Source organism: Catellatospora bangladeshensis (genome assembly GCF_016862575.1).
Lineage (GTDB): Bacteria > Actinomycetota > Actinomycetes > Mycobacteriales > Micromonosporaceae > Catellatospora > Catellatospora bangladeshensis.
The window spans coordinates 81,501-101,631 of record NZ_BONF01000002.1 but is presented as its reverse complement, the minus strand read 5'-3'; the positions used below and the strand labels follow the sequence as shown (position 1 = coordinate 101,631).

The 20,131-nt window shown below is 72.5% G+C and carries 23 protein-coding genes and 1 tRNA gene; 16 read left to right on the top strand and 8 right to left on the bottom strand.

Going from position 1 to position 20,131, the window contains the following annotated elements:
* The first annotated feature begins 7 nt into the window (after nt 1-7).
* From Cba03nite_RS01105 to Cba03nite_RS01095, 3 genes are all read left to right on the top strand, one after another.
* Nucleotides 8-763: a tyrosine-protein phosphatase gene (locus Cba03nite_RS01105; protein ID WP_203740622.1), complete on the top strand. Its 756-nt coding sequence runs from the start codon at nt 8-10 to the stop codon at nt 761-763.
* 61 nt (nt 764-824) lie between these two features.
* Complete coding sequence (locus tag Cba03nite_RS01100) at nt 825-1,547, top strand: hypothetical protein (protein ID WP_203740620.1); 723 nt, start codon at nt 825-827, stop codon at nt 1,545-1,547.
* A gap of 99 nt (nt 1,548-1,646) precedes the next feature.
* The gene (locus Cba03nite_RS01095; RefSeq protein WP_203740618.1) at nt 1,647-2,987 is read left to right on the top strand and encodes a C39 family peptidase; all 1,341 of its coding nucleotides are present in this window, start codon (nt 1,647-1,649) and stop codon (nt 2,985-2,987) included.
* A gap of 49 nt (nt 2,988-3,036) precedes the next feature.
* Here the strand turns inward: Cba03nite_RS01095 and Cba03nite_RS01090 are convergent, their stop codons facing one another.
* The gene (locus Cba03nite_RS01090) at nt 3,037-3,795 is read right to left on the bottom strand and encodes a VOC family protein (RefSeq protein WP_203740616.1); all 759 of its coding nucleotides are present in this window, start codon (nt 3,793-3,795) and stop codon (nt 3,037-3,039) included.
* A gap of 139 nt (nt 3,796-3,934) precedes the next feature.
* Here Cba03nite_RS01090 and Cba03nite_RS01085 point away from each other — a divergent pair, with 139 nt between their 5' ends.
* The gene (locus Cba03nite_RS01085; protein ID WP_203740614.1) at nt 3,935-4,573 is read left to right on the top strand and encodes a hypothetical protein; all 639 of its coding nucleotides are present in this window, start codon (nt 3,935-3,937) and stop codon (nt 4,571-4,573) included.
* A 46-nt stretch (nt 4,574-4,619) separates the two neighbouring features.
* Here the strand turns inward: Cba03nite_RS01085 and Cba03nite_RS01080 are convergent, their stop codons facing one another.
* From Cba03nite_RS01080 to Cba03nite_RS01070, 3 genes are all read right to left on the bottom strand, one after another.
* Nucleotides 4,620-5,498: an oxygenase MpaB family protein gene (locus Cba03nite_RS01080; RefSeq protein ID WP_203740612.1), complete on the bottom strand. Its 879-nt coding sequence runs from the start codon at nt 5,496-5,498 to the stop codon at nt 4,620-4,622.
* A 152-nt stretch (nt 5,499-5,650) separates the two neighbouring features.
* Nucleotides 5,651-7,093: an alpha-amylase gene (locus Cba03nite_RS01075; RefSeq protein WP_203740610.1), complete on the bottom strand. Its 1,443-nt coding sequence runs from the start codon at nt 7,091-7,093 to the stop codon at nt 5,651-5,653.
* A gap of 166 nt (nt 7,094-7,259) precedes the next feature.
* Entirely contained in the window at nt 7,260-8,195 is a 936-nt protein-coding gene (locus tag Cba03nite_RS01070; RefSeq protein WP_203740608.1) for an aminoglycoside phosphotransferase family protein, read from the bottom strand.
* A 182-nt stretch (nt 8,196-8,377) separates the two neighbouring features.
* Between Cba03nite_RS01070 and Cba03nite_RS01065 the strand changes: the two genes are divergently transcribed.
* Nucleotides 8,378-9,133 (top strand): FkbM family methyltransferase, encoded by a 756-nt coding sequence (locus Cba03nite_RS01065; RefSeq protein ID WP_203740606.1) that lies wholly within the window; start codon nt 8,378-8,380, stop codon nt 9,131-9,133.
* Here the strand turns inward: Cba03nite_RS01065 and Cba03nite_RS01060 are convergent.
* The gene (locus Cba03nite_RS01060) at nt 9,109-9,879 is read right to left on the bottom strand and encodes a CDP-alcohol phosphatidyltransferase family protein (RefSeq protein WP_203740604.1); all 771 of its coding nucleotides are present in this window, start codon (nt 9,877-9,879) and stop codon (nt 9,109-9,111) included. The genes Cba03nite_RS01065 and Cba03nite_RS01060 overlap by 25 nt on opposite strands.
* A 44-nt stretch (nt 9,880-9,923) precedes the next feature.
* On the opposite strand from Cba03nite_RS01060, the gene Cba03nite_RS01055 reads away from it, so the two are divergent.
* The 11 genes from Cba03nite_RS01055 (at nt 9,924) to Cba03nite_RS01005 (ending at nt 18,749) form a co-directional block, all read left to right on the top strand.
* Nucleotides 9,924-10,904 (top strand): zinc-dependent alcohol dehydrogenase, encoded by a 981-nt coding sequence (locus tag Cba03nite_RS01055; protein WP_203740602.1) that lies wholly within the window; start codon nt 9,924-9,926, stop codon nt 10,902-10,904.
* A 3-nt stretch (nt 10,905-10,907) separates the two neighbouring features.
* On the top strand, nt 10,908-11,306 hold the full coding sequence (locus tag Cba03nite_RS01050) for a 6-pyruvoyl trahydropterin synthase family protein (RefSeq protein WP_203740600.1): 399 nt from the start codon (nt 10,908-10,910) through the stop codon (nt 11,304-11,306).
* Nucleotides 11,303-12,400 (top strand): glycosyltransferase family 4 protein, encoded by a 1,098-nt coding sequence (locus tag Cba03nite_RS01045; RefSeq protein WP_203740598.1) that lies wholly within the window; start codon nt 11,303-11,305, stop codon nt 12,398-12,400. The genes Cba03nite_RS01050 and Cba03nite_RS01045 overlap by 4 nt, the downstream gene beginning before the upstream one ends.
* Before the next feature lie 82 nt (nt 12,401-12,482).
* On the top strand, nt 12,483-13,478 hold the full coding sequence (locus Cba03nite_RS01040) for a lysylphosphatidylglycerol synthase transmembrane domain-containing protein (RefSeq protein WP_373315711.1): 996 nt from the start codon (nt 12,483-12,485) through the stop codon (nt 13,476-13,478).
* A complete protein-coding gene (locus Cba03nite_RS01035; protein ID WP_203740595.1) occupies nt 13,471-14,178 on the top strand; it encodes a RibD family protein in 708 nt (235 codons plus the stop codon). The genes Cba03nite_RS01040 and Cba03nite_RS01035 overlap by 8 nt, the downstream gene beginning before the upstream one ends.
* A gap of 5 nt (nt 14,179-14,183) precedes the next feature.
* The gene (locus Cba03nite_RS01030; RefSeq protein WP_203740745.1) at nt 14,184-14,795 is read left to right on the top strand and encodes a GTP cyclohydrolase II; all 612 of its coding nucleotides are present in this window, start codon (nt 14,184-14,186) and stop codon (nt 14,793-14,795) included.
* Nucleotides 14,796-16,397: a sulfatase-like hydrolase/transferase gene (locus Cba03nite_RS01025; RefSeq protein ID WP_203740593.1), complete on the top strand. Its 1,602-nt coding sequence runs from the start codon at nt 14,796-14,798 to the stop codon at nt 16,395-16,397. It abuts the gene before it with no gap.
* A 77-nt stretch (nt 16,398-16,474) separates the two neighbouring features.
* Complete coding sequence (locus tag Cba03nite_RS01020) at nt 16,475-17,074, top strand: hypothetical protein (RefSeq protein WP_203740591.1); 600 nt, start codon at nt 16,475-16,477, stop codon at nt 17,072-17,074.
* 111 nt (nt 17,075-17,185) lie between these two features.
* Entirely contained in the window at nt 17,186-18,067 is an 882-nt protein-coding gene (locus Cba03nite_RS01015; RefSeq protein ID WP_203740589.1) for a hypothetical protein, read from the top strand.
* A 62-nt stretch (nt 18,068-18,129) separates the two neighbouring features.
* Nucleotides 18,130-18,348, top strand: coding sequence for a type II toxin-antitoxin system VapB family antitoxin (locus Cba03nite_RS01010; RefSeq protein ID WP_203740587.1), 219 nt, complete (start codon nt 18,130-18,132; stop codon nt 18,346-18,348).
* Nucleotides 18,345-18,749: a PIN domain-containing protein gene (locus Cba03nite_RS01005; protein WP_203740585.1), complete on the top strand. Its 405-nt coding sequence runs from the start codon at nt 18,345-18,347 to the stop codon at nt 18,747-18,749. Before Cba03nite_RS01010 ends, Cba03nite_RS01005 begins: the two co-directional genes overlap by 4 nt.
* Nucleotides 18,750-18,855: 106 nt before the next feature.
* On the opposite strand, the gene Cba03nite_RS01000 is transcribed toward Cba03nite_RS01005, so the two are convergent.
* The 3 genes from Cba03nite_RS01000 to Cba03nite_RS00990 form a co-directional block, all read right to left on the bottom strand.
* Nucleotides 18,856-18,927: transfer RNA gene (locus tag Cba03nite_RS01000), tRNA-Val, on the bottom strand.
* 195 nt (nt 18,928-19,122) lie between these two features.
* Entirely contained in the window at nt 19,123-19,581 is a 459-nt protein-coding gene (locus Cba03nite_RS00995; RefSeq protein ID WP_203740583.1) for a peroxiredoxin, read from the bottom strand.
* A gap of 104 nt (nt 19,582-19,685) precedes the next feature.
* The gene (locus Cba03nite_RS00990) at nt 19,686-20,126 is read right to left on the bottom strand and encodes a DUF3052 domain-containing protein (RefSeq protein WP_203740581.1); all 441 of its coding nucleotides are present in this window, start codon (nt 20,124-20,126) and stop codon (nt 19,686-19,688) included.
* Nucleotides 20,127-20,131 lie beyond the last annotated feature (5 nt).

Sequence of the window (20,131 nt, the reverse complement as noted above, 5' to 3'; positions counted from 1 at the left end):
AGGACACGTGACGCCAGGGGACGCGACGCGGCTGGTGGACTTCACCAGCCCGCTGTTCAACTTCCGCGACGTCGGCGGGCTGGCCGCCGCGGACGGGGCTACGGTGCGCCACGGCGTGCTGTTCCGCTCGGACACGCTGACCGCGCTGCGCGAGGACGACCGGGAGCGCTTCGCCGCGCTCGGCGTGCACACCGTCATCGACCTGCGGCACGCGCGGGAGCTGGCGAGCTTCGGCCGCGCCCCGGAGTGGTGCTGCACGGCCTGGCACAGCGTGCCGCTGACGAACCCCGCCTGGCGGGGCGAGGACTACTCGCCGGAGGCGGGCGTGGCCGCCTTCCTGACCGCGCGTTACCTGGAGACCGCCGAGCTGGCCGCCGCCGACATCGTGCGCGCGCTGGAGCTGATCGCCACCGGCTCCGGCCCGACGGTGGTGCACTGCCTCGGCGGGCGCGACCGTACCGGGATAGTGGTCGCGCTGACCCTGGAGCTTGCCGGGGTGTCCGATGAGGACATCGCCGCCGACTACGCGCTGACCGAGCACGGCACCGCCCGATACCTGGCCTGGCAGCGGGTCAACCGCCCGGAACGCCCCCCGCTGGAGCCGTACCTGGCGAGCACTCCGGCCGAGGCGATGCGGGCGTTCCTGGACGCGCTGCGGGAGCGGCACGGCTCGGTCGAGGGCTATCTGACCGGCGCCGGAATGGCCGCGGAAAGCGTCGCCGCGCTGCGTGTTCGGCTGCGTGAGGAGCGTCCGTTGAGGTGACCCCGGCGTGATGTCCGGGTGGCATGATGTGACGGGATTTCAGCGGGGAGGAGCCGTCACCATGCACATCGGAACACGCGTGCTGCTGGGCGTGGTCACCGCGGCCGCCGCCGTGGCCGTGCTCGCGGGCTGCGGGCAGCAGCCCGACAGCGCGGCCGTCCCGGGGACCGTCCCGGGCAGCAGCACCGGGCAGTTCGCGCAGATCGACGCGGCCACCCGCGAGCTGGTGAAGCAGCGCGTCGACTGGCAGGCGCCCGCGTCGCTGGACGTCGAGCAGACCGCGCGCATCGGCCTGTCCGTCGGCTCCGGCGCGGAGCTGAAGAGCAAGGTCGAGGCGCTGGTGCCGAACGCGGTGACCACCCCCGCCGGTGAGATGAAGGTCGGCCCGACGGTGCGGGCCAGCCTGCGTGGCAACCCCGAGGACGTCGAGATCACCCCGGCCGAGGCGGTGAACGCCTCGACCGGCAGCGACGTGCAGATGCTGTGGACCTGGCTGATCAAGCCGAAGCATCCGACCGACGCCCTGGACCTGACCGCGCACCTGGAGGTGCCGCTGAGCAACGGGCACGTCATCACGCACGAGGTGCCGCTGCGCATCGAGGTGCACCGCACCATGCCGTACACGGTGTGGCAGGTGCTGACCAACTGGGGCACCTGGTCCGCGGTGGTCACCAGCCTCATCGGCGTGGTGGGCTGGCTGATCCGCCGCCGTCGTAAGCAGGGTGCCGCGGGCGAGGAGAAGCCCGAGTCGTCGGTGGCCGCGCCCGCGGAGGCGACCGCCTGAGGCACTGAAGAAATCTTCCACCCGAGTGGGTATGGCGAAACTAAGCTTCAACCGCGATAGTGGCGGGTGAATGTCCCATCCCATCCCCGCGGAGACTCCATGGCCAGATCACGTTTGCGGGCGGCCGCCGTCGCCGGCCTCACCGCGCTCAGCCTCGCCGCACTGACCGCCGCCACCGGGGCGCCCGCCGCGGCCGCGCCGGTCACGCACGACGAGCAGATCACCTTCCAGGAGTGGTCCAGCTACCCTGCCTGGCGCCAGGGCACCCACCAGGGCACCTTCGCCATCCCCGGGGTGCGCACCGGGATCACGATGCTCCGCCCGGCGGGCACCACCGACTACACCGACCCCTACACCGGCACCACGAAGACCTGGGCGTACTCGACCTGGACCTCGCCGGTGACCGAGGTCGGGTTCGACGCCACGGAGCTGGTCGCCTCGTGGAACGCCGAGACGCCCGCGGGCACCTGGATCCAGGTCGAGCTGCAGGGCACCTACAACATCGGCGGCCAGACGCCGTGGTACGTCATGGGCCGCTGGGCCTCCGGTGACGGCGACATCAAGCGCACCACGGTCAACCGCCAGGGCGACCCGTGGTCGACGATCTGGACCGACACGTTCTCCATCGACGACGCCGACAACGGGGTGCTGCTGCACGCGTACCAGCTGCGGCTGACCCTCTACCGGGCGCCGGACCAGTGGCAGGCGCCGCGGGTCTGGATGCTGGGCGCGATGAGCTCGTTCGTGCCGGACCGGTTCGAGGTCGCGCCGAGCGCGGGCGGCATCGCCTGGGGCACCGAGCTGAACGTGCCCCGCCGCTCCCAGAACATCCACATCGGGGAGTACCCGGAGTACGACGGCGGCGGCCAGGCCTGGTGCTCGCCGACGTCCACCACGATGGTGCTGGAGTACTACCACCGCGGGCCGTCCGCGCAGGACCTGGCCTGGGTGGACCCGGCCTTCGAGGACCCGCAGGTCGACCACGCGGCCCGGATGGTCTACGACTACGCGTACGAGGGCGCGGGCAACTGGCCCTTCAACACCGCGTACGCCGCGTCCTACCCCGGCATCGACGCCAAGGTGACCCGCCTGCACTCGCTGGACGAGATCGAGCGGTTCATCAAGGCCGGCATGCCGGTGATCACCAGCCAGTCGTTCCTGTCCGAGGAGCTGGACGGGGCCAACTACGGCACGTCGGGGCACATCTTCGTCATCGTCGGCTTCACCGCCGAGGGCGACGTGATCGTCAACGACCCGGCGTCGTCGAGCAACGACGCGGTGCGCAACGTGTACAAGCGCGCGCAGTTCGAGAAGATCTGGCAGCGCACCAAGCGCTACCGGGCGAACGGCACCGTGGCCTCGGGTCCCGGCGGCATCGTGTACCTGATCAAGCCGTGGTGGAAGCCGTGGCCGGTCGTCCCGGGCTCGACCAACTGGTGAGCCGCTCGGGAGGGTGTGCCCCCGCCGTGGGGCGCACCCTCCGCCGTCTCTACAGCCGCGTCGCCAGGATCGCGTCGGACAGCGCGATCACCCCGAAGCTGCCGCCCTGCGGATCGGTCAGCAGCGCGTAGTCGCCCACCGGCAGCTCCAGCGGGCCGATCTGCACCATGCCGCCCAGCTCCGTGCAGCGGGCCACGGTCGCCGCGCAGTCCGCCACCTCGAACGTGATGCGCCAGTGCGCGGGCGTGCCGGCCGGGTAGCGTTCGTCCATCACGGACATCCCGCCGACCACGCGGCTGTCGATGAACCACTCGATGTGGTCCACGCCCTCGGCGATCTCGCTCTTGCGCTCCGACCAGCGGAACGCCTTGCCGTAGAAGTCCACGGCCGTGTCCTCGCGCCAGGTCACCACCTCGGTCCAGCACATGGTCGCGGGCTCGTTGGCCGCCTCGGCGCCGCCCAGGCTGCCCCGCTGCCACAACCCGAACACGGCGCCCTCGGCGTCGGTCACCAGCGCGGCCCGGCCCATGCCGCCCCGGTCGTGCGGCGGCGCCAGCACCGAGCCGCCCGCCTCCACGACCGTGGCCACCATGTCGTCGGCGCTCGGCGCCGAGACGTACCCGAGCCAGGCCCCGGGACGGCCGGGCTGGCCCGGCACCATGCCCGCGACGGCACGGCCGTCGAGCGTGAACACCTCGCCCGGCGCCCATCCGAACAACCCGCTGTAGAACGCCGCCGCGACGCCGGTGTCGGCGGCGGCGTACTCGGCCCAGCACGGCGTGGCGGGCGCGTATCCCCTCACTCGCATGCCCGACACCTTAGAGGCATCCCATGTTTACGTGAAGATCCGCACGTGCCGTCCGATTCGCTCCGTTCGGCTGACCGGTCGGCCGATCCGTGGCGTACGGGTCATGCGCGCGGACCGCCTCACGCGCGATGATGGCGCCATGGCCCAGGATCGATCCCCGCTCGATCGGTGCAACACGGCGCTCAACGAGTCCGATGTGGTCGGCCTGCGCGTCAACTGGCCGGGCCGCACCGTGCGGCTGCTGCTGCACGTGCTGGCGCTGCCCGCGTACGGGCCGGTGGACCCGGACACCCGCCGCGCCCTCGTGTTCACCGGGGTGTCCCTGGTGCGGGTGCTGCTGCGCGCGGACCGGACGTTCAGCCGGGACTACGGCAACGCCATCGACCTGGCCGACGCCGACGCCGCCGACGTGTTCCTGGCCTCGGTGGGCTGGTCGAACCCGATGTACGGCTGGAGCTTCCTGAACGACCCCCAGCTCACCGAGGACTGGCCGGAGCGGCTGAGCCTGGTCCTGGACTCCGGCGGCCCGCCCGCCGCGCACACCCTCTACTGGTTCTGCGAGTGCGGCCGTGAGGAGCCCGGCGGCGACGGCGCGTACTGCATCGAGGGCGACATCCGCTTCGACCGCCTCGAAGTCGAACGCGCCGACGGCACCGTCATCCCGCTGACCTCCTTCGCCGCCGACGGCGAGCGCTGGTGGGAGGCCTTCCGCACCGGCGACCCCCGCGTCTCCGGCGAGGCCCAGCAGTCCCAGCCCCCCTCCCCCGCCTGGACCTGAAGGAAGGGCACCTTCTTATCGTTTTACGTAGAGGAAGGGCACCTTCTTAACTCTCAGCGGAACGGGCGGCCACCCGGGCCATCGCGTCGCGGTAGATGGGGCCGTGCTGGAAGCGCTCCGGCAGCAGCCGCGTGGCCAGGCGCAGGCCGCGCACCGACACCGAGGCGGACAGGTCCGTGGTGGGCAGGCCGAGCGTGCCGTACACCCGCCGCGCCCAGCCCGGTTGCAGCGCGAACGCGGTCGCGGCCAGCCCGGTGTACACCAGCCGGGCCGGGGTCAGCCCCAGGTGCCACGGCAGCGGCGGCGCCATCAGGAAGAACAGCGTGTCCAGCGCCTCCCGGGTGAGCGCGAGCTGCGGCCGTAGCCGCCGGTAGTACGCGGCGACCTCCGCGCGGGTCCCGGGCACCGTCGACGGGTCCAGCCCGACCAGCTCGGCCGCGCGCCGCTGCTCGGTGTAGTAGCCGTCCACGTCCGCGTCGGTCAGCTCCAGCCCGGCCCGCCGGGCGGTGCTCACGAACGACTCGACCTCGGTGACGTGCACCCAGCGCAGCAGCTCCGGCTCGTCGATGCGGAACGTCTCCCCGCTGCGCGGGTCCACCCCGCGCATCCGGGCGTGGATGCCGCGGATCCGGCGGCCCGCCGCGGCGGCCTGCTGGGTGGTGCCGAAGATGACGGTCCCGACGTAGTCCGCGGTGCGCAGCAGCCGCGACCACGGCTCGACCTTGTAGCTGGAGTTCTGCACCACGCCCGCGATCGCCCTCGGGTGCAGCGCCTGCAGGAACAGCGACCGGACGCCCGCCACCCACAGCACCGGCTCGGAGTGCACGCGCCAGGTGACCGAGCCGGGCCCGAACAGCCCGAGATCCCCGGTCCCGGTCAGTTCAGGCGCCGCTGGCGGGACGGCGGCCGTGGTCCGCTCGCTCATGGGTTCCAGGGTGCCACGCGGACGCGCCCATCGGACCCTTCTCGCGGGTCGGGGCGGCCTCGGCTGCCGCTCCGGGCGGCGGCCCCGGCCGTGGCCGAAGCTCCCTCCGTGCCGCCGAACAGCACGAAGGGAGCTTCGTCTCCGAAACCGGGCTAACTGATCTTCGCGTTGACGTGGATGGCGATCGCGTCGTGCGCGGCCACGTTCGCCGCGAACCAGCCGCTCGCGTCGACCGTGATCACCGGGCCGGTGCAGGTGGTGCCGCTCTTCTCGCCGTGGATGACGTCGCAGTAGCGGCCCGCGGGCAGGTTCGTCTGGTACGAGCGCCCGTTGACCGCGCCGTCCTCGTCGTTGATCGTGAGGTAGCCCTTGCCGTTGCGGCCGAACGCGATGTGGTTGTTGCCGTTGTCGTACCAGTTCACCATCGTGGTGCCCTTGACCGCGTTGTGGAAGCCGACCATGTTCGCGATGACCTGCCAGCGGTGCTCGCAGCGCCAGCCGCCGCTGAAGCAGGTCGCGTTGTTGGTCTTGCCGTTGGCGTCCGACGGCGGCCCCTGGTCCTTGTTGGTGAACTCGTAGCTGCTCATCACGGTCGGCGAGCCGTACGGCCAGGCCAGCATGAACGCGTTGGCCAGGGCATAGATGCCGTTGTCCTTGTACGTCAGGATGTCGCCGCCCTCACGCTGGGTGTCGTGGTTGTCGACGAACACGGCCGCCTTGCCCGTGGCGATGTGTCCCCACGGCTCGCCGAAGTTCTTCAGGTACGCCAGCCGCTCGTGGCGGAACACCCGGCCCAGGTCCTTGCCGTAGCGGAACTCGTGCACGTCGCCGTTGCCGGTGTACTCGGTCGGCTGCACCGGCTCGCCCGCGCCGTAGATGACCTCCTGCACGTGGTACACCGAGCGCGACAGCTTGCCCTTGATCGCGGCGATGTCGGCCGCCGGCATGTGCTTGCTGGCGTCCCAGCGGAACCCGTCCACGCCGAGGCTGAGCAGGTCGTTGAGGTAGTTCGCCAGCTTGGTGCGGACGTAGTCGCTCTCGGTCTTGAGGTCGGCGAGGTTGACCAGCTCGCAGTTCTGCACCTCGTACCGGTCGCCGTAGTTCACGATGTCGTCGTTGCCGTTGCGGCCGCAGTGGTGGAAGTCCTGCGTCTGGTAGATGCCCGGGTAGTTGTACGACGTGTAGGTGGACCCGGCCCAGCCGGTGCCCGAGCCGACGCCGGTGGTGTGATTGACCACCGCGTCGACGATGACCTTCACGCCCGCGTTGTGGCAGGTGGTGACCATCGACTGGAACTGCGCCCGGGTGCCCTTGCGGGACTCGACCCGGTAGCTGACCGGCTGGTACGCGACCCACCACTGCTGCCCGCGCACGTGCTCCTGGGGCGGGGAGACCTGCACGTAGCCGTAGCCGCGCGGGCCGAGGTAGTTGGTGCACTCGGTGGCGACCGAGGGCCAGTTCCACTCGAAGAGCTGGACGATGACGTCCTTGGTGCCCGAGGGGGCGGCTGCCGCCGGGGCGGACAGGGGTAGGGGCAGCATCGCGGCGAGCACCGCGGTCAGCGCCAGGGGAAGCAGTCTGCGTCGTCGCAGCATGGGAACACTCCGGACGGTACGAGGGGACGAGTCGTCGCGGTGCACCGGCTCGCACGGGATTGAAACCGCGCTGAAACCTTGCGGCAATGTTCACAAGAACTTTCAACGAAGTCAACGAGTCCGAAGCAGATCGGCACGCCGACGCCCCGCAAGATCTTGCTGCGACTCAGCCCAGCAGGCGCTCCGCCGAGGCCAGGTAAGCCCGGCCGCTCTCCGGCTGCCCGTGGCGGATCATGTAGAGCCCCGACGAGACCCGCTCGATGAAGCCCCACTCCCAGATCACCTGCGGGTCCACCCCGGTCGCCGTGGCCAGCCGGGCGCACCAGCCGCGCAGCAGCGCCACCGGATCGGCCGCCGCCAGCAGCTCGGACTCCCAGCCCCGCACCGCGACCCCGAGGTCGTAGCCGGGGTCGCAGAGGAAGCCGTCCGGGTCGACGAAGACGTACCCGGACTCGGCGCCCGCTCGCGGGGTGAGCACCGCCAGGGCGTTGTCCGGGTGCGCGTCGCCGTGGCAGACCACGCTGCCGGTCACGTCGAAGGCGTCGGCGCGGCGGCGGGCGTAGTCCAGCGCCCGGCCGAGCACCGCCGGGGAGCACGGCTCGCCGGTCTCCGGATACAGCTGCACGATCAGCTCGTGCAGGGTGCCGGCCTTGTCCTCGCCGGGCGGCACGGTCGCGCCGGGCGGGTGCGGCACCCGCCACGCCTCGCGCAGCGTCGCGGCCAGCACGTCGAGGACCTCCTCCGGGGGCAGCCCGGCCGCGGGCAGGGCCGGGCCCAGCGGTTCCAGCAGGGCCGCGTCGCGGCCTTCGTCGTACGCGTACAGCCGCACGTAACCGTGGCCGTTCGCCGCTTCGAGCGTGCGCACCTGGCCCGCGAAGCCGTCGCCGGGCGGGGCGAGGCGCAGCACCGCGTCGGTGCCGTCGGCTGCCTGGACTCGCAGCACCAGCGCGGCCGACCCGCCGGTCAGCGCCTCACCGGGGGTCAGCGCCCAGTCGGCGCACACGTCGGCGACCCGCTCCGGCAGGGACGCGAGCCAGTCGTGGGCGCCCCGGCTCACGGCGGTGCGGCGCATCAGGTCGGGCAGCTCGATCACGCAGCTCACGATGCCACCCGCGCGCCGCGTACCCAACCGGTTTGCACCGGCGCGCGATGCGCGGCGAAGCAGATCTAGAAGCTTTGTGGTCACCCGGGCAACAACAGCTCATCTAGATCCAGGACCCACGCGGCGAGCCGCCACGAGATCGAGGGCGCTGTCGTGGGGTGCCGGGCGGGTTAGGCTCGGCCATGCTCGCTCGCGCCTGGGGGATCACCCGGTCTCTCGCGATGTATCACGGCATCCCCGGCCGGCACCGGCGGATGCGCCGCTTCTACGGGCAGTTCCTCGGCCCCGGTGACGTCGCCTTCGACATCGGCGCGCACGTGGGCAGCCGGGTGCGGCCGTGGCGGCGGCTGGGCGCCCGGGTGGTCGCGGTCGAGCCGCAGCCGGACTGCCTGCGCGTGCTGCGGCTGTTCTTCGGGCGCGACCCGCAGGTGGCGATCCTGCCCATCGCGGTGGGCGCGCGGCCGGGCACGGCCAGCCTGGCCCTGTCCTCGGCCACCCCGACCGTGTCCAGTATGTCGCACGAGTGGATCGAGACGGTGACCAGCACCGACGACCGCTTCGCCGCCGTACGCTGGGACCGCGCGGTCGAGGTCGAGGTGGTCACGCTCGACGACCTGATCGCCGCGCACGGTGAACCGGCCTTCTGCAAGATCGATGTGGAGGGTTTCGAGACGGACGTGCTGCGCGGCCTGTCCCGCCCGCTGCGCGCCCTGTCCTTCGAGTACCTGCCGCCCGCCCACGACGCCGCCCTGACCTCACTGGAGCTGGTCGAGCAGCTCGGCGCGGGCCGCTACGAGTACAACTACGCCCCCGTCGAGACCATGCGCTTCGCGAGCGGCCACTGGCTCACCGCCGCCGAACTGGCTCACCTGCTCGACCAGCGCTTCCGCCCGCTCGGCCGCTCCGGCGACGTCTACGCCCGCACCCGCTCGCTCTGATCCCCCACTCTGCCGCCGGCCTCCGGCGCGGCGGCGACGGGGGCGAGCGCCCGGGTGGTGGCGCGGTGGCGGAAGAGGTAGACGACGTCGCGGCCGAAGGACTCGGTGAGCAGGGCGAGCGCGGCCCCGAGGGCGATCACGACCAGGGAGCGGGGCAGCAGGTCAGCGGAGGCGGCGCAGAGCACGATGCCCTGGACGGCGGCCACCACCTTGCGCCAGTAGCGCGGGAACAGCCGCCCGTTCAGCCACGGCAGCACCCAGGTCGCCACCACGTACACGTAGCGCATCGCGCCGATGGCGAGCACCCAGAGCCCGAACCGGGGCGCGGCGTACACGCTCAGCACCAGGATCAGGAACGCGTCGACCTCCATGTCGAAGCGCGCGCCGAACGCCGAGTCGGTGCCGGTCCCCCGGGCCACCCGGCCGTCGACCGCGTCGAGCACCAGCGCCACCACGGTGACCCCGACCAGCACCGGCACTGCGATCTCGCGGGCGAAGGAGTCGACGACCAGCGCGGTGACGCAGCCGACGAGCAGCGCCCGGCTCAGCGTGACCCGGTCGGCGGGGCCGAACCCGTTCCGGCGCGCGGTCCGCAGCGCCCGGTCGACCAGCAGGCACAGTGCGATGCCGTACCCGATGCCGGCCAGCCAGCCCACGCTGCCCAGCCCCGTCGTCGAGGCGAGCACCACCAGCAGGGCGAACTGGACGATCAGGCCGATCACCGGGCCCGGTCGCAGCGACGGCACGGCGCCTCCGTTAGGTTCGGTGGAGATCGGCTGAGGAGATATCGATGGCATCCTACGCGCGGGCCTTCTGGATCGCCTCGCCACGCGCGGGCGAGATCCGGCCGGTGCCGGTGCCCACGCCCGGCCCGGACGAGGTGCTGGTGCGCACCGTCCACACCGGCATCAGCCGGGGCACCGAGACGCTGGTGTTCCGCGGTGAGGTGCCCGAGAGCCAGTACGCGGTCATGCGCGCGCCGTTCCAGGAGGGCGACTTCCCCGGCCCGGTGAAGTACGGCTACCTCAACGTCGGCGTCGTCGAGCAGGGGCCGGCTGACCTGCTCGGCCGCACCGTGTTCTGCCTCTACCCGCACCAGACCCGCTACGTCGTGCCCGCGAGCGCGGTGGTGCCGGTGCCCGACGGGGTGCCCGCCCGCCGGGCGGTGCTCGCGGGCACCGTGGAGACCGCGGTCAACGCGCTCTGGGACGCCGGGCCGCTGGTCGGCGACCGGATCGCCGTGGTCGGCGCGGGCATGGTCGGCGCCTGCGCCGCGATCCTGCTGTCCCGCCTGCCCGGCGTACGGCTGCAGCTGGTCGACGCCGATCCGGGCCGGGCCGCGCTCGCCGGCGCCCTCGGCATCCCGTTCCGCCTTCCGCAGGACGCCGACGGCGGCTGTGACCTGGTGTTCCACGCGAGCGCGTCGGCCGCGGGCCTGCAGCGCGGCCTGGAGCTGCTCGCCCCCGACAGCACCGTGATCGAGCTGAGCTGGTACGGCGACCGCGAGGTCGGCCTGCGGCTGGGCGGGGAGTTCCACTCCGGGCGGCTGAGCATCCGCGCCAGCCAGGTGGGCACGGTGTCCCCGGCCCGCGCGGCGCGCCGCTCGCACGCCGACCGGCTCGCGCTGGCCCTGGACCTGCTGCGCGACCCGGTGTTCGACGCGCTGCTGTCCGGCGAGTCGGGCTTCGAGCAGCTGCCGGAGGTGCTGGCCAGGCTGGCCGACGGCACCCTGGCGGCCCTGTGCCACGTCATCACCTACGGCAAGGAGTGACCGGTGTTCAGCGTGACCGTCCGCGACCACATGATGATCGCCCACAGTTTCCGCGGTGAGGTCTTCGGGCCCGCGCAGCGCCTGCACGGCGCCACGTTCGTGGTGGACGCGACGTTCCGCCGCGCGGACGTGGACGCCGACGGCATCGTCGTCGACATCGCCGCCGCCGCCCGCGAGCTGAACGCCGTGGTGGGCGAGTTCAATCTGCGCAACCTCGACGAGGTCCCCGCGCTCGGGGGCTTGAACACCACCACCGAGGTGCTGGCGAAGGTGATCGCGGACCGGCTCGCCGAGCAGGCCCATGCGGGCGCGCTCGGCGACGGCGCGCGTGAGCTCGCCGGCATCACGGTCACCCTGCACGAGTCCCACATCGCCTGGGCGAGCTACGAGCGCACCCTGTGACCTCGGGCCCGGACGCCGGCGGGCCGTCCGCGACCGTCGACCCGGTGGTGCACGTCGTGCTCCCCGGCGACATCGACGATCCGGCCGCGCCGAGCGGCGGCAACCACTACGACCGCAGGCTGTGCGACGGCCTGTCCGCCCTCGGGTGGGCGGTGCGCGAGCATGCCCTGCCGGGCGGGTGGCCGCGTCCGCCGGGAACGGTGCTCGCCGCGCTGGCGCAGCGGCTGGACGCCCTGCCCGGGGACGCGGTCGTGCTGGTGGACGGGCTCGTCGCCGCCGGGGCCGGGGCCGTGCTGGCGGCCCGCGCGGACCGGCTGCGGCTGGTCGTGCTCGCGCACATGGTGTTCGGCGACGAAGCCGCCGACCTGGACATCGAGGAGGGCCGCGCCCTGCGGGCGGCGGCCGCCGTGCTCACCGTCAGCCGGTGGTGCCGCACCCGCCTGATCGAGCGGTACGCGCTGCCGCCCGCCCTGGTCCACGTCGCCGTCCCCGGCGTCGACGCCGCCCCCGCCGCGCCCGGGTCGGTGGCCGGATCGCGGCTGCTCTGCGTGGCCGCACTCGCCCCGCACAAAGGACAGGACGTGCTGGCCGACGCCCTGTCCCGGCTGGACGATCTGCCCTGGACCTGCGTCTTCGCCGGTTCCCTCGACCGTGATCCGGCCTTCGTGGCGGCGCTGCGCGCGCACCCGGCCGCGCGCCGGATCGCCCTGCTGGGGCCGCTGACGGGTCCGACGCTCGACGCGGCGTACACGAACGCTGATCTGCTCGTCCTGCCCTCGCGGGGGGAGAGCTACGGCATGGTCGTCACCGAGGCGCTGGCCCGGGGTATCCCGGTGCTGGCCTGCGATGTCGCCGGGCTGCCCGAGGCTGTCGGCCGCGCCCCGGACGGCAGCCCGCCCGCGCTGCTGGTGCCACCGGGCGATGCGGCCGCACTGGCCGCCGCGCTGCGAAGCTGGCTGACCGATGCGGCGCTGCGGCACCGGTTGCGCCGGGCGGCCCTCGGCCGCCGTGACACGCTCATCGGATGGGGTGACACCGCCCGGCGGGCCGCTGCCGTCCTCTCAGGGGTGGCGGTGACGCGCGAGGCCACCTGATGATGGGCGCTCTGTGTATAAATCCACAGACACCCGGGGCCGTTACCCCTAGGAAGATGAAGTGCTTGGACGGGAGATCGTGTTGCGCGGCGCCTTGACGGGGAACCCCACCCGGCCACCGGGTACGGCGGCGCGACAGGTCTGGCGGTGGGCCCGCCTGCTCGGCGGCCTGGCCATCCTGGCGCTGCTGCTGTGGCAGGTGGGCACCGGCCCGTTCCTCGACGGGGTACGCCGGATCGACCGGGCCGCGCTGACCGCCGCGTTCGCCGTCAGCGTGCTGACCACGGTCTGCTGCGCCTGGCGCTGGCGCCTGGTAGCGGGCGGGCTCGGCGTGCGGCTGCCGCTGGGCCGGGCCGTCGCGGCGTACTACCACGCGATCTTCCTCAACACCACGCTGCCCGGCGGGGTGGCCGGCGACGTGCACCGGGCGCTGCGGCACGGGCTCGACATCAGCGACGTGCGCCTGGCCGTGCGCGCCGTGGTCGCCGAGCGCGTGATCGGCCTGGCCGTGCAGCTGGCCGCCACGACGGTGCTGCTGCTGGTGCTGCCCTCGCCGGTGCGGCCGTACATGCCGCTGGTGCTGGTGGTGGCCGCGCTGCTCGGCGCGGCAGGCTGGCTGGCCGGGCAGGCGCTGACCCGTGCCGGGTCCACCCGGCCCCCCGCCCGCTGGCGGGACGGGCTGCGCCGCAATATCGCCGAGCTGCGCACCGCGCTGTCCGCCCCCCGCGTGCTGGTGGGCGTCGTCGCCGTGTCGGCGCTCGGCGTGGCCGGGCACCTGGTGCTGTTCCTGCTCGCCGCGCGCACCGCCGGGGCGACCGCGCCGCTGCCGCTGCTGGTGCCGCTGACCCAGCTCGCCCTGCTGGCGATGGCGCTGCCGGTCAGCTTCGCGGGCTGGGGCCCGCGCGAGGGCGTCGCGGCGTGGGCGTTCGGCGCCGCCGGGATGACCGCCACGCAGGGCGTCGCCACCGCCGTGACGTACGGCGTACTGGTCCTGGTCGCCGCGCTGCCGGGGGCGGCCGTGCTGCTGGCCCGCATGATTGCGCCGGGCACCGCGCGGGTAGGTGGAAGCGATGTCTGACCGCCCGTACGTCCTGCTCAGCTGCAGCATGTCGATCGACGGTTATCTCGACGCCGCGAGCGACGAGCGGCTGCTGCTGTCGAACGACGCCGACTTCGACCGGGTCGACGAGGTGCGCGCGAGCTGCGACGCGATCCTGGTCGGCGCGCGTACGGTGCGCCGGGACAACCCGCGCCTGATGGTGCGCGACCAGGCCCGCCGCGACGCGCGGGTGGCCCGCGGCCTGCCGCCCTCCCCCATGAAGATCACCGTCACCGCCCAGGCCATGCTCGACCCGGCCGCGGCGTTCTTCGCCACGGGCGACGTGGAGAAGCTGGTGTACTGCGCCAGCCGCCGCGTCGAGCACGCCCGGCGCAGGCTCGGCGAGGTCGCCACCGTGGTGGACGGCGGCGAGCCCGTCGACCTGAACTGGGTCACCAAGGACCTGCACACCCGCGGCGTGAGCAGGCTGATGGTGGAGGGCGGCGGCACCATCCACACCCAGTTCCTCACCGCCGACCTCGCCGACGAGCTGCACCTGGTGGTGGCCCCGTTCTTCGTCGGCGACTCGCGGGCCAGCCGCTTCGTCGGCGACGGCCACTTCCCGTTCCGGCCGGGCCGCCGGGCGGAACTCGCCGAGGTCCGGCAGATCGGCGACGTCGTGCTGCTGCGCTACGCGCTGTCGCCGCGCTTCGGCAGCGCAGACCAGGGAGACCGATGACCACGATGCCGCCCGCCGCGACCGTCCGTACGCAGGTGCCGGTGCCGCTGCGCTTCCACGACGGCTACACCGTCACCGCGCGCGTGATCACGTTCGCCGGGCTGGTCGACGGCCGCGAACACCTGGCGCTGGCGCTCGGCGCGGCGGACCGGCCGGTCCCGCTGGTGCGCCCGCACAGCGAGTGCCTGACCGGGGACGTGTTCGGCAGCGAGCGCTGCGACTGCGGCCCGCAGCTGCGCGAGGCGGCCGAGCGCATCGCCACCGCCGGGGGCTACCTGCTCTACCTGCGCCAGGAGGGCCGCGGCATCGGCCTGTACGCCAAGCTCGACGCGTACGCGCTGCAGGACACCGGCCTGGACACCTACGAGGCGAACCTCGCGCTCGGGCACGACGCCGACGCCCGCGACTACACGGTGGCCGCGCAGATGCTCGGCGCGCTCGGCGTGGACCGGGTCGCCCTGCTCAGCAACAACCCCGACAAGGCCGACCAGCTCACCCGGCTCGGCGTGACGGTGGCCGAGCGGATCCCCACGGGCGTGCACCTGTCCCCCGCGAACGCCGGCTACCTGGCCACCAAGGCCCGCCGCGCCGCGCACACCCTGCACCTGGCCCGCTGAATGGGGCGGCTGCGGCAGATCCTGGCCCGGACCGGGCTGGTGCTGGCCTTCGTGTTCGTGTTCGTGCTGCTGGTGGCGCCGAGCGAGCTGGGGCGGCTGAGCCCGGCCGCGTTCGTGCGCATCCCGCTCGACGGGCTGGTCGCGCTGGCCGTCGTGCTGGTGCTGCCGCCCCGGGGCAGGCGGATCGCGGTGGTAACGCTGGGCGTCGTGCTGGGCCTGCTCAGCATCGTCAAGGGGATCAGCCTCGGCTTCTCCGCCGTGCTCGACCGGCCCTTCGAACCCGTGCTGGACTGGCCGTTCCTGGTCGCGGGCGCGGACTACGTCGGGCAGTCGTACGGCAGCGCCCTCATGTGGGCCGCCGTCGCCGCCGCGGTCCTGCTCGCCGTGGGCGTGCTCGCCCTGGTCACCGTCGCGTTCGGGCGGGTGGCCCGGCTCGCCGTGGCGCACCGGCGACCCGCCGCGAGCGCCGTCACGGCGCTGGCCGCCGCGTGGCTGGCGCTGGCCCTGGCCGGGGCGCAGCTCGTGCCCGGCGTGCCGGTCGCCGCGCACGACGCCTACGACCAGGCGCACCAGCTGCAACGGGGCGCGGGCGACCGGCAGACGTTCGCCGAGCAGCTGTCCACCGACGCGTACCGCGGCACCCCCGCCGGGGAGGCGCTCACCGCGCTGCGCGGCAAGGACGTGGTCGTCGCGTTCATCGAGAGCTACGGCAAGGTGGCGCTGGCCGACCCCGAGCTGTCCCCGCAGGTCGGCGCGGTGCTCGACGACGGGTACGCGCGGCTGCGGGCGGCCGGGTACGCCGCGCGCAGCGCCTGGCTCACCTCGCCGACGACCGGCGGCGGGAGCTGGCTGGCGCAGTCGACGCTGCTGTCCGGGCTGTGGGTGACCAACCAGCAGCGCTACAAGACCCTGCTGGCCAGTGACCGGCTCACCCTGCCCAGGCTGTTCGCGCAGGACGGCTGGCGCACCGTCGCCGTCATGCCGGCCACCACCACCCCGTGGCCCGAGGGCGCGGTGTACGGCTACGACCAGGTCTACACCGCCCCCGACCTCGGCTACGCCGGGCCGCGCTACAGCTTCGCGACCATGCCCGACCAGTACACGCTGCACACCTTCCAGCAGCGGGAACGGCAGCCGGGACACCTGCCGGTGATGGCCGTGATCCCGCTGATCTCCAGCCACTCGCCCTGGGAGCCGGTGCCGCGCATGCTCGACTGGGACGCGGTCGGCGACGGCTCCGTCTACGCCGCGGCGTCCGGCTCCGACGACCCCGCCGAGATCGTCGAGCAGCGCGACCGCACGCGCGTGCGGTCCGCGTACCGCAACGCGATCGCGTACTCCCTGAACGCCCTGATCTCCTATGTCGAGACCTACGGCGGCGACGACCTGGTGCTGGTCTTCCTGGGCGACCACCAGCCCTCGCCGTCGGTGACCGGCCAGCGGGCCAGCCGCGACGCCCCCGTCACCATCGTCGCCAGGGATCCCGCCCTGCTCGATCGCGTCGCGGCGTGGTCCTGGCAGGACGGCCTCCGGCCCGGCCCCGGCGCCCCCGTCTGGCGCATGGACGCCTTCCGCGACCGCTTCCTCACCGCCTTCGGCTGAGAGCTGTTGCGGAGAACTCACCGTGCGAGTCGGCTCGGTGACAGTGCGGCGCGGGCCGATCCGCTCCACTACTCACCATGCTTCGTCGCGCACTCCTCCCCCTCCTCGCCGTGGCCATGCTCGCCGGCTGCGGTGACGACCCGAAACCGCCGTCCACCGCGCCCAGCGCGGTCACCAGCCTCCCCGCCGAGGCCACCCCGAGCACCGAGGCGAGCCCGGCGGCCTCGCCATCCCCTGCGGTCCACCTCACCGTGGACGGCGCCGGGCCGTACGCCCTCGGCGCCAAGCTCGCCGACCTGCAGGCCGACGGCCTGCTCGCCGACGTCGCGACCGGCGGGGAGACCTGCCCGGTCAACAGCACCGCCACCGGCACGGGGGTATGGCAGGAGGTCCGGCTCCAGTTCCGCCCCGACGGCGAGCTCTACCTCGTGATCAACCGCGCGAAGACCATCCCGACCCCGTCCGGCGCCTGGATCGGCATGTCCCTGGCCTCGCTCAGCTCGATCTACGGCAACCTCGGCCAGGAGCTGAACGGCGGCGCCGCGTACCTGGTCACCACCAGCAACGGCCGGGGCATCCTGTTCGACCTCGACGCCAAGAAGAAGGTCATGGCGATGATCGCGGGCGACGCCGCGTACCTGAAGTCCAGCTACGAAGGCGGCACCGACTTCTGCTGACCCGGCACGGCCGCCCCGTCACCTGAACGGGTGCCGGGGCGGCGCCGGAGGTATCCAGAACCGCCGCGCGGCCTCACTCTCATCGTCATACCGGCGAGGTGAGGAGGCGCGATGCCCACCGCGGCACAGCTGCAGGCCGAGTCCTTCTGGCAGCGCGAACAGGTCACCCCCGAGCTGGCCGAGTGCTGCGACACGATCGCGGCCGGACTCGGCATCCCCCGGGGCGACGTCGGCAACAAGGGCGACGAGAACCACCTCAAGGGCCACCACCGCTCCCAGGAGTGGCTGCTCAACAGCAGGTTCTGCACCAACCGGACGTACACCGTGCAGGCCGGGCTCACCGCCGCGCAGGCCCGCCACATCGCCGCCGTCGACATCGTCCCCGGCGACTGGGGCACCACCGAGAACCGGCGCCGCACCGCCGTCATCACCGCCCGCGTCGTCACCGCCATGAAAGCCGGCGAGCTGAACGAGGTCCTCGAGGCGTACGGCGCCGCGGCCGATCTGGCGACCGTCACCGGCTGGAACAACCGGGAGGACCGGCCCGCGAGCGCGAACGACTCGCACCTGGACCACGTGCACCTGGGCATCGACCGCCGCAAGCTCCGCGACCGCGCGTTCCTGCAGCGGCTCGCCTCGATCGTGATGGGAGACGACATGTCCGCGAAGGCCGAGAGCGAAGTCCACGCGCTGTGGCAGGGGACGTACTTCGGCGGCAACTCGTGCGGCCGCAAGGTGCCGTTCCAGGGGACCAGCAGCAACGCGCTGGTCGCGAAGGCGGACTACACGGTGCAGCTGCTGGAGACGATCCTGACCGCGGTCAAGGGCGAGGCCGACACGGCGGCGATCCTGGCCCGGATCGACCAGCGGGCGGCCGAGCTGCGGGCGGGGCTGGTCGCCGACATCCTCGCCGCGCTGCCCCCGGACCGGCGGGCGAGCCCGGCCGAGCTGGAGGCGGCCCTCGAACGGGCCCTGACCGGCGGAGCGGCATAGCCGGTCAGTATGCCGACTGTGATATCTTCACATCGTCGCGTATATCAACGGTGGGAGTCCCGATGGCCCGAACGGTTATCGATCTTGACGACTCGATGTTGGCGTTTGCGCAGCAGCAACTCGGCACGAAGACCAAGCGGGAGACGATCAACCGCGCACTGGCGATCGCGGCCGGCACCAGCGCGGACGATCGCGCCCGCGGCCTCGCCTGGCTACGTGAACACGCCGGCGAGATCCTGGACTTCGAAGTCCTGGAGGACGAGGAGCGTTCCGGCCGGTGACCTACCTGGCTGACACCTCGGCAGTCTGGCGGCTGCTGCGCGGGCAGGTCGGAGAGCCGTGGACGACATACGTGGCCCAGGGACTGGTCGCGATCACTTCACCGGTCGAGTCGGAGCTCATGGTGTCGGTCCGCGCCGATCGCGACTACGAGCCGTTCTTCGCGGTGCTCCGGCAGACGTTCGGCCGGTGTCCGCCGATCGACGATCCGTGGCGTCAGGTGCTCGCCGTGCAGCGTGACCTCATCCGGATCGGCCACCACCGCGGCCCGTCTCCGATGGACATCGTCATCGCGCTCACGGCGGCCGAGCAGCGGCTGACCTTGCTACACGCTGACGAGGACTTCGCCTCGGTGGCCAAGGTCCGGCCAGGCATCGCCATGATCCGTATTGATCAGTCCTGAGTTCACGCACCGAACTCCGATACTGCCGCCTGTGCAGTCAACGGCGGCGAGCCCGAAGATCACGTGAAACACAGCGGGAGCAGGTGAGACACCTGCTCCCGGACCGTGGGCGTGGACAGGTTCGAACTGCCGACCCTCCGCTTGTAAGGCGGATGCTCTCCCACTGAGCTACACGCCCGCGCGGCTCACGCCGACACGAACCGGCACATCCTACCTGACTGCCGACCCCACTTTCGCGGGACTTACACACCCGCCATGATCGCGGCCGCGTGGCCCGCTAGGAAGATCGCCGTCTCGTGTCAAAAAGTGCGGCCCAGCCTTACAATCGGACACGAGATAGCGATCTTCCCACGCGCCGCCAACCCCACCCCGCTCAGAGCGCGGACAGTGCCTTGCGCCAGGCGTCCTGGTCGCGGGCCTCGCCGGGCAGGTTCATCTCGGCGTACCGGACGACGCCGTCCCGGTCGATGACGAAGGTGCCCCGGTTGGCGAAGCCGCGCTCGTCGTTGAAGACGCCGTACGCCTGCGCCACCGCCCCGTGCGGCCAGAAGTCGGCGAGCAGCGGGAACTCGTACCCCTGCTCGTTGGCCCACACCTTGTGCGCGTACACCGAGTCGACGCTGATCGACAGCACCTGGGTGCCCTCGTTGGCGAAGTCGTTGAGGTTGTCCCGGATCGCGCACAGCTCACCCTGGCAGGTGCCGGTGAACGCGAGCGGGTAGAAGACCAGCAGCACGTTCTTGCTGCCCCGGAAGTCGGACAGCCGCACTTCCTGGTTGTTCTGGTCCTTGAGGAGGAAGTCGGGCGCCTGCGCGCCCACCTCGATCGGCATGGCGGTTCTGCCTCCGGAGTCGGTGAACGTTCACCTGTCATGATCGCAGAACTACCTGGCGGCCTGCCGTCTGGGGCAGGCCGCTGCTCGATCCGCGGCAGGGCTCAGCGCTTCGCGCGGGCCGCCTTCGGTGCCACCAGCCGCGCCGCGCTCCAGTCCTTGCCGGCGCTGAGGGTGGAAGTCTGGGAAAGGCCGGCGGTGGGTGCCACCTCGGCGATCTCACTGGGCTCGACGTGCCCGGTCCGACCCGACTTCGGGGTCAGCAGCCACACCACGCCGCTCTCGGCGAGCGGGGCGATGGCGTCGGTAAGCAGTTCGAACAGGTCACCATCGTCCTCGCGGTACCACACCAGCACCGCGTCGACGACCTCGTCGGTGTCCTCGTCCACCAGGTCAGATCCGCATGCGTCGGCCAGGGCGTCACGAAGCTCGTGGTCGACGTCGTCGTCGTACCCCATCTCCATGACCACCATGTCCGGCTCGATGCCGAACCGGTCCGCCAGGCTGCGTACGCCCTCGGCGGCCTGACCAGCGGTCGCGCTCACTGTCT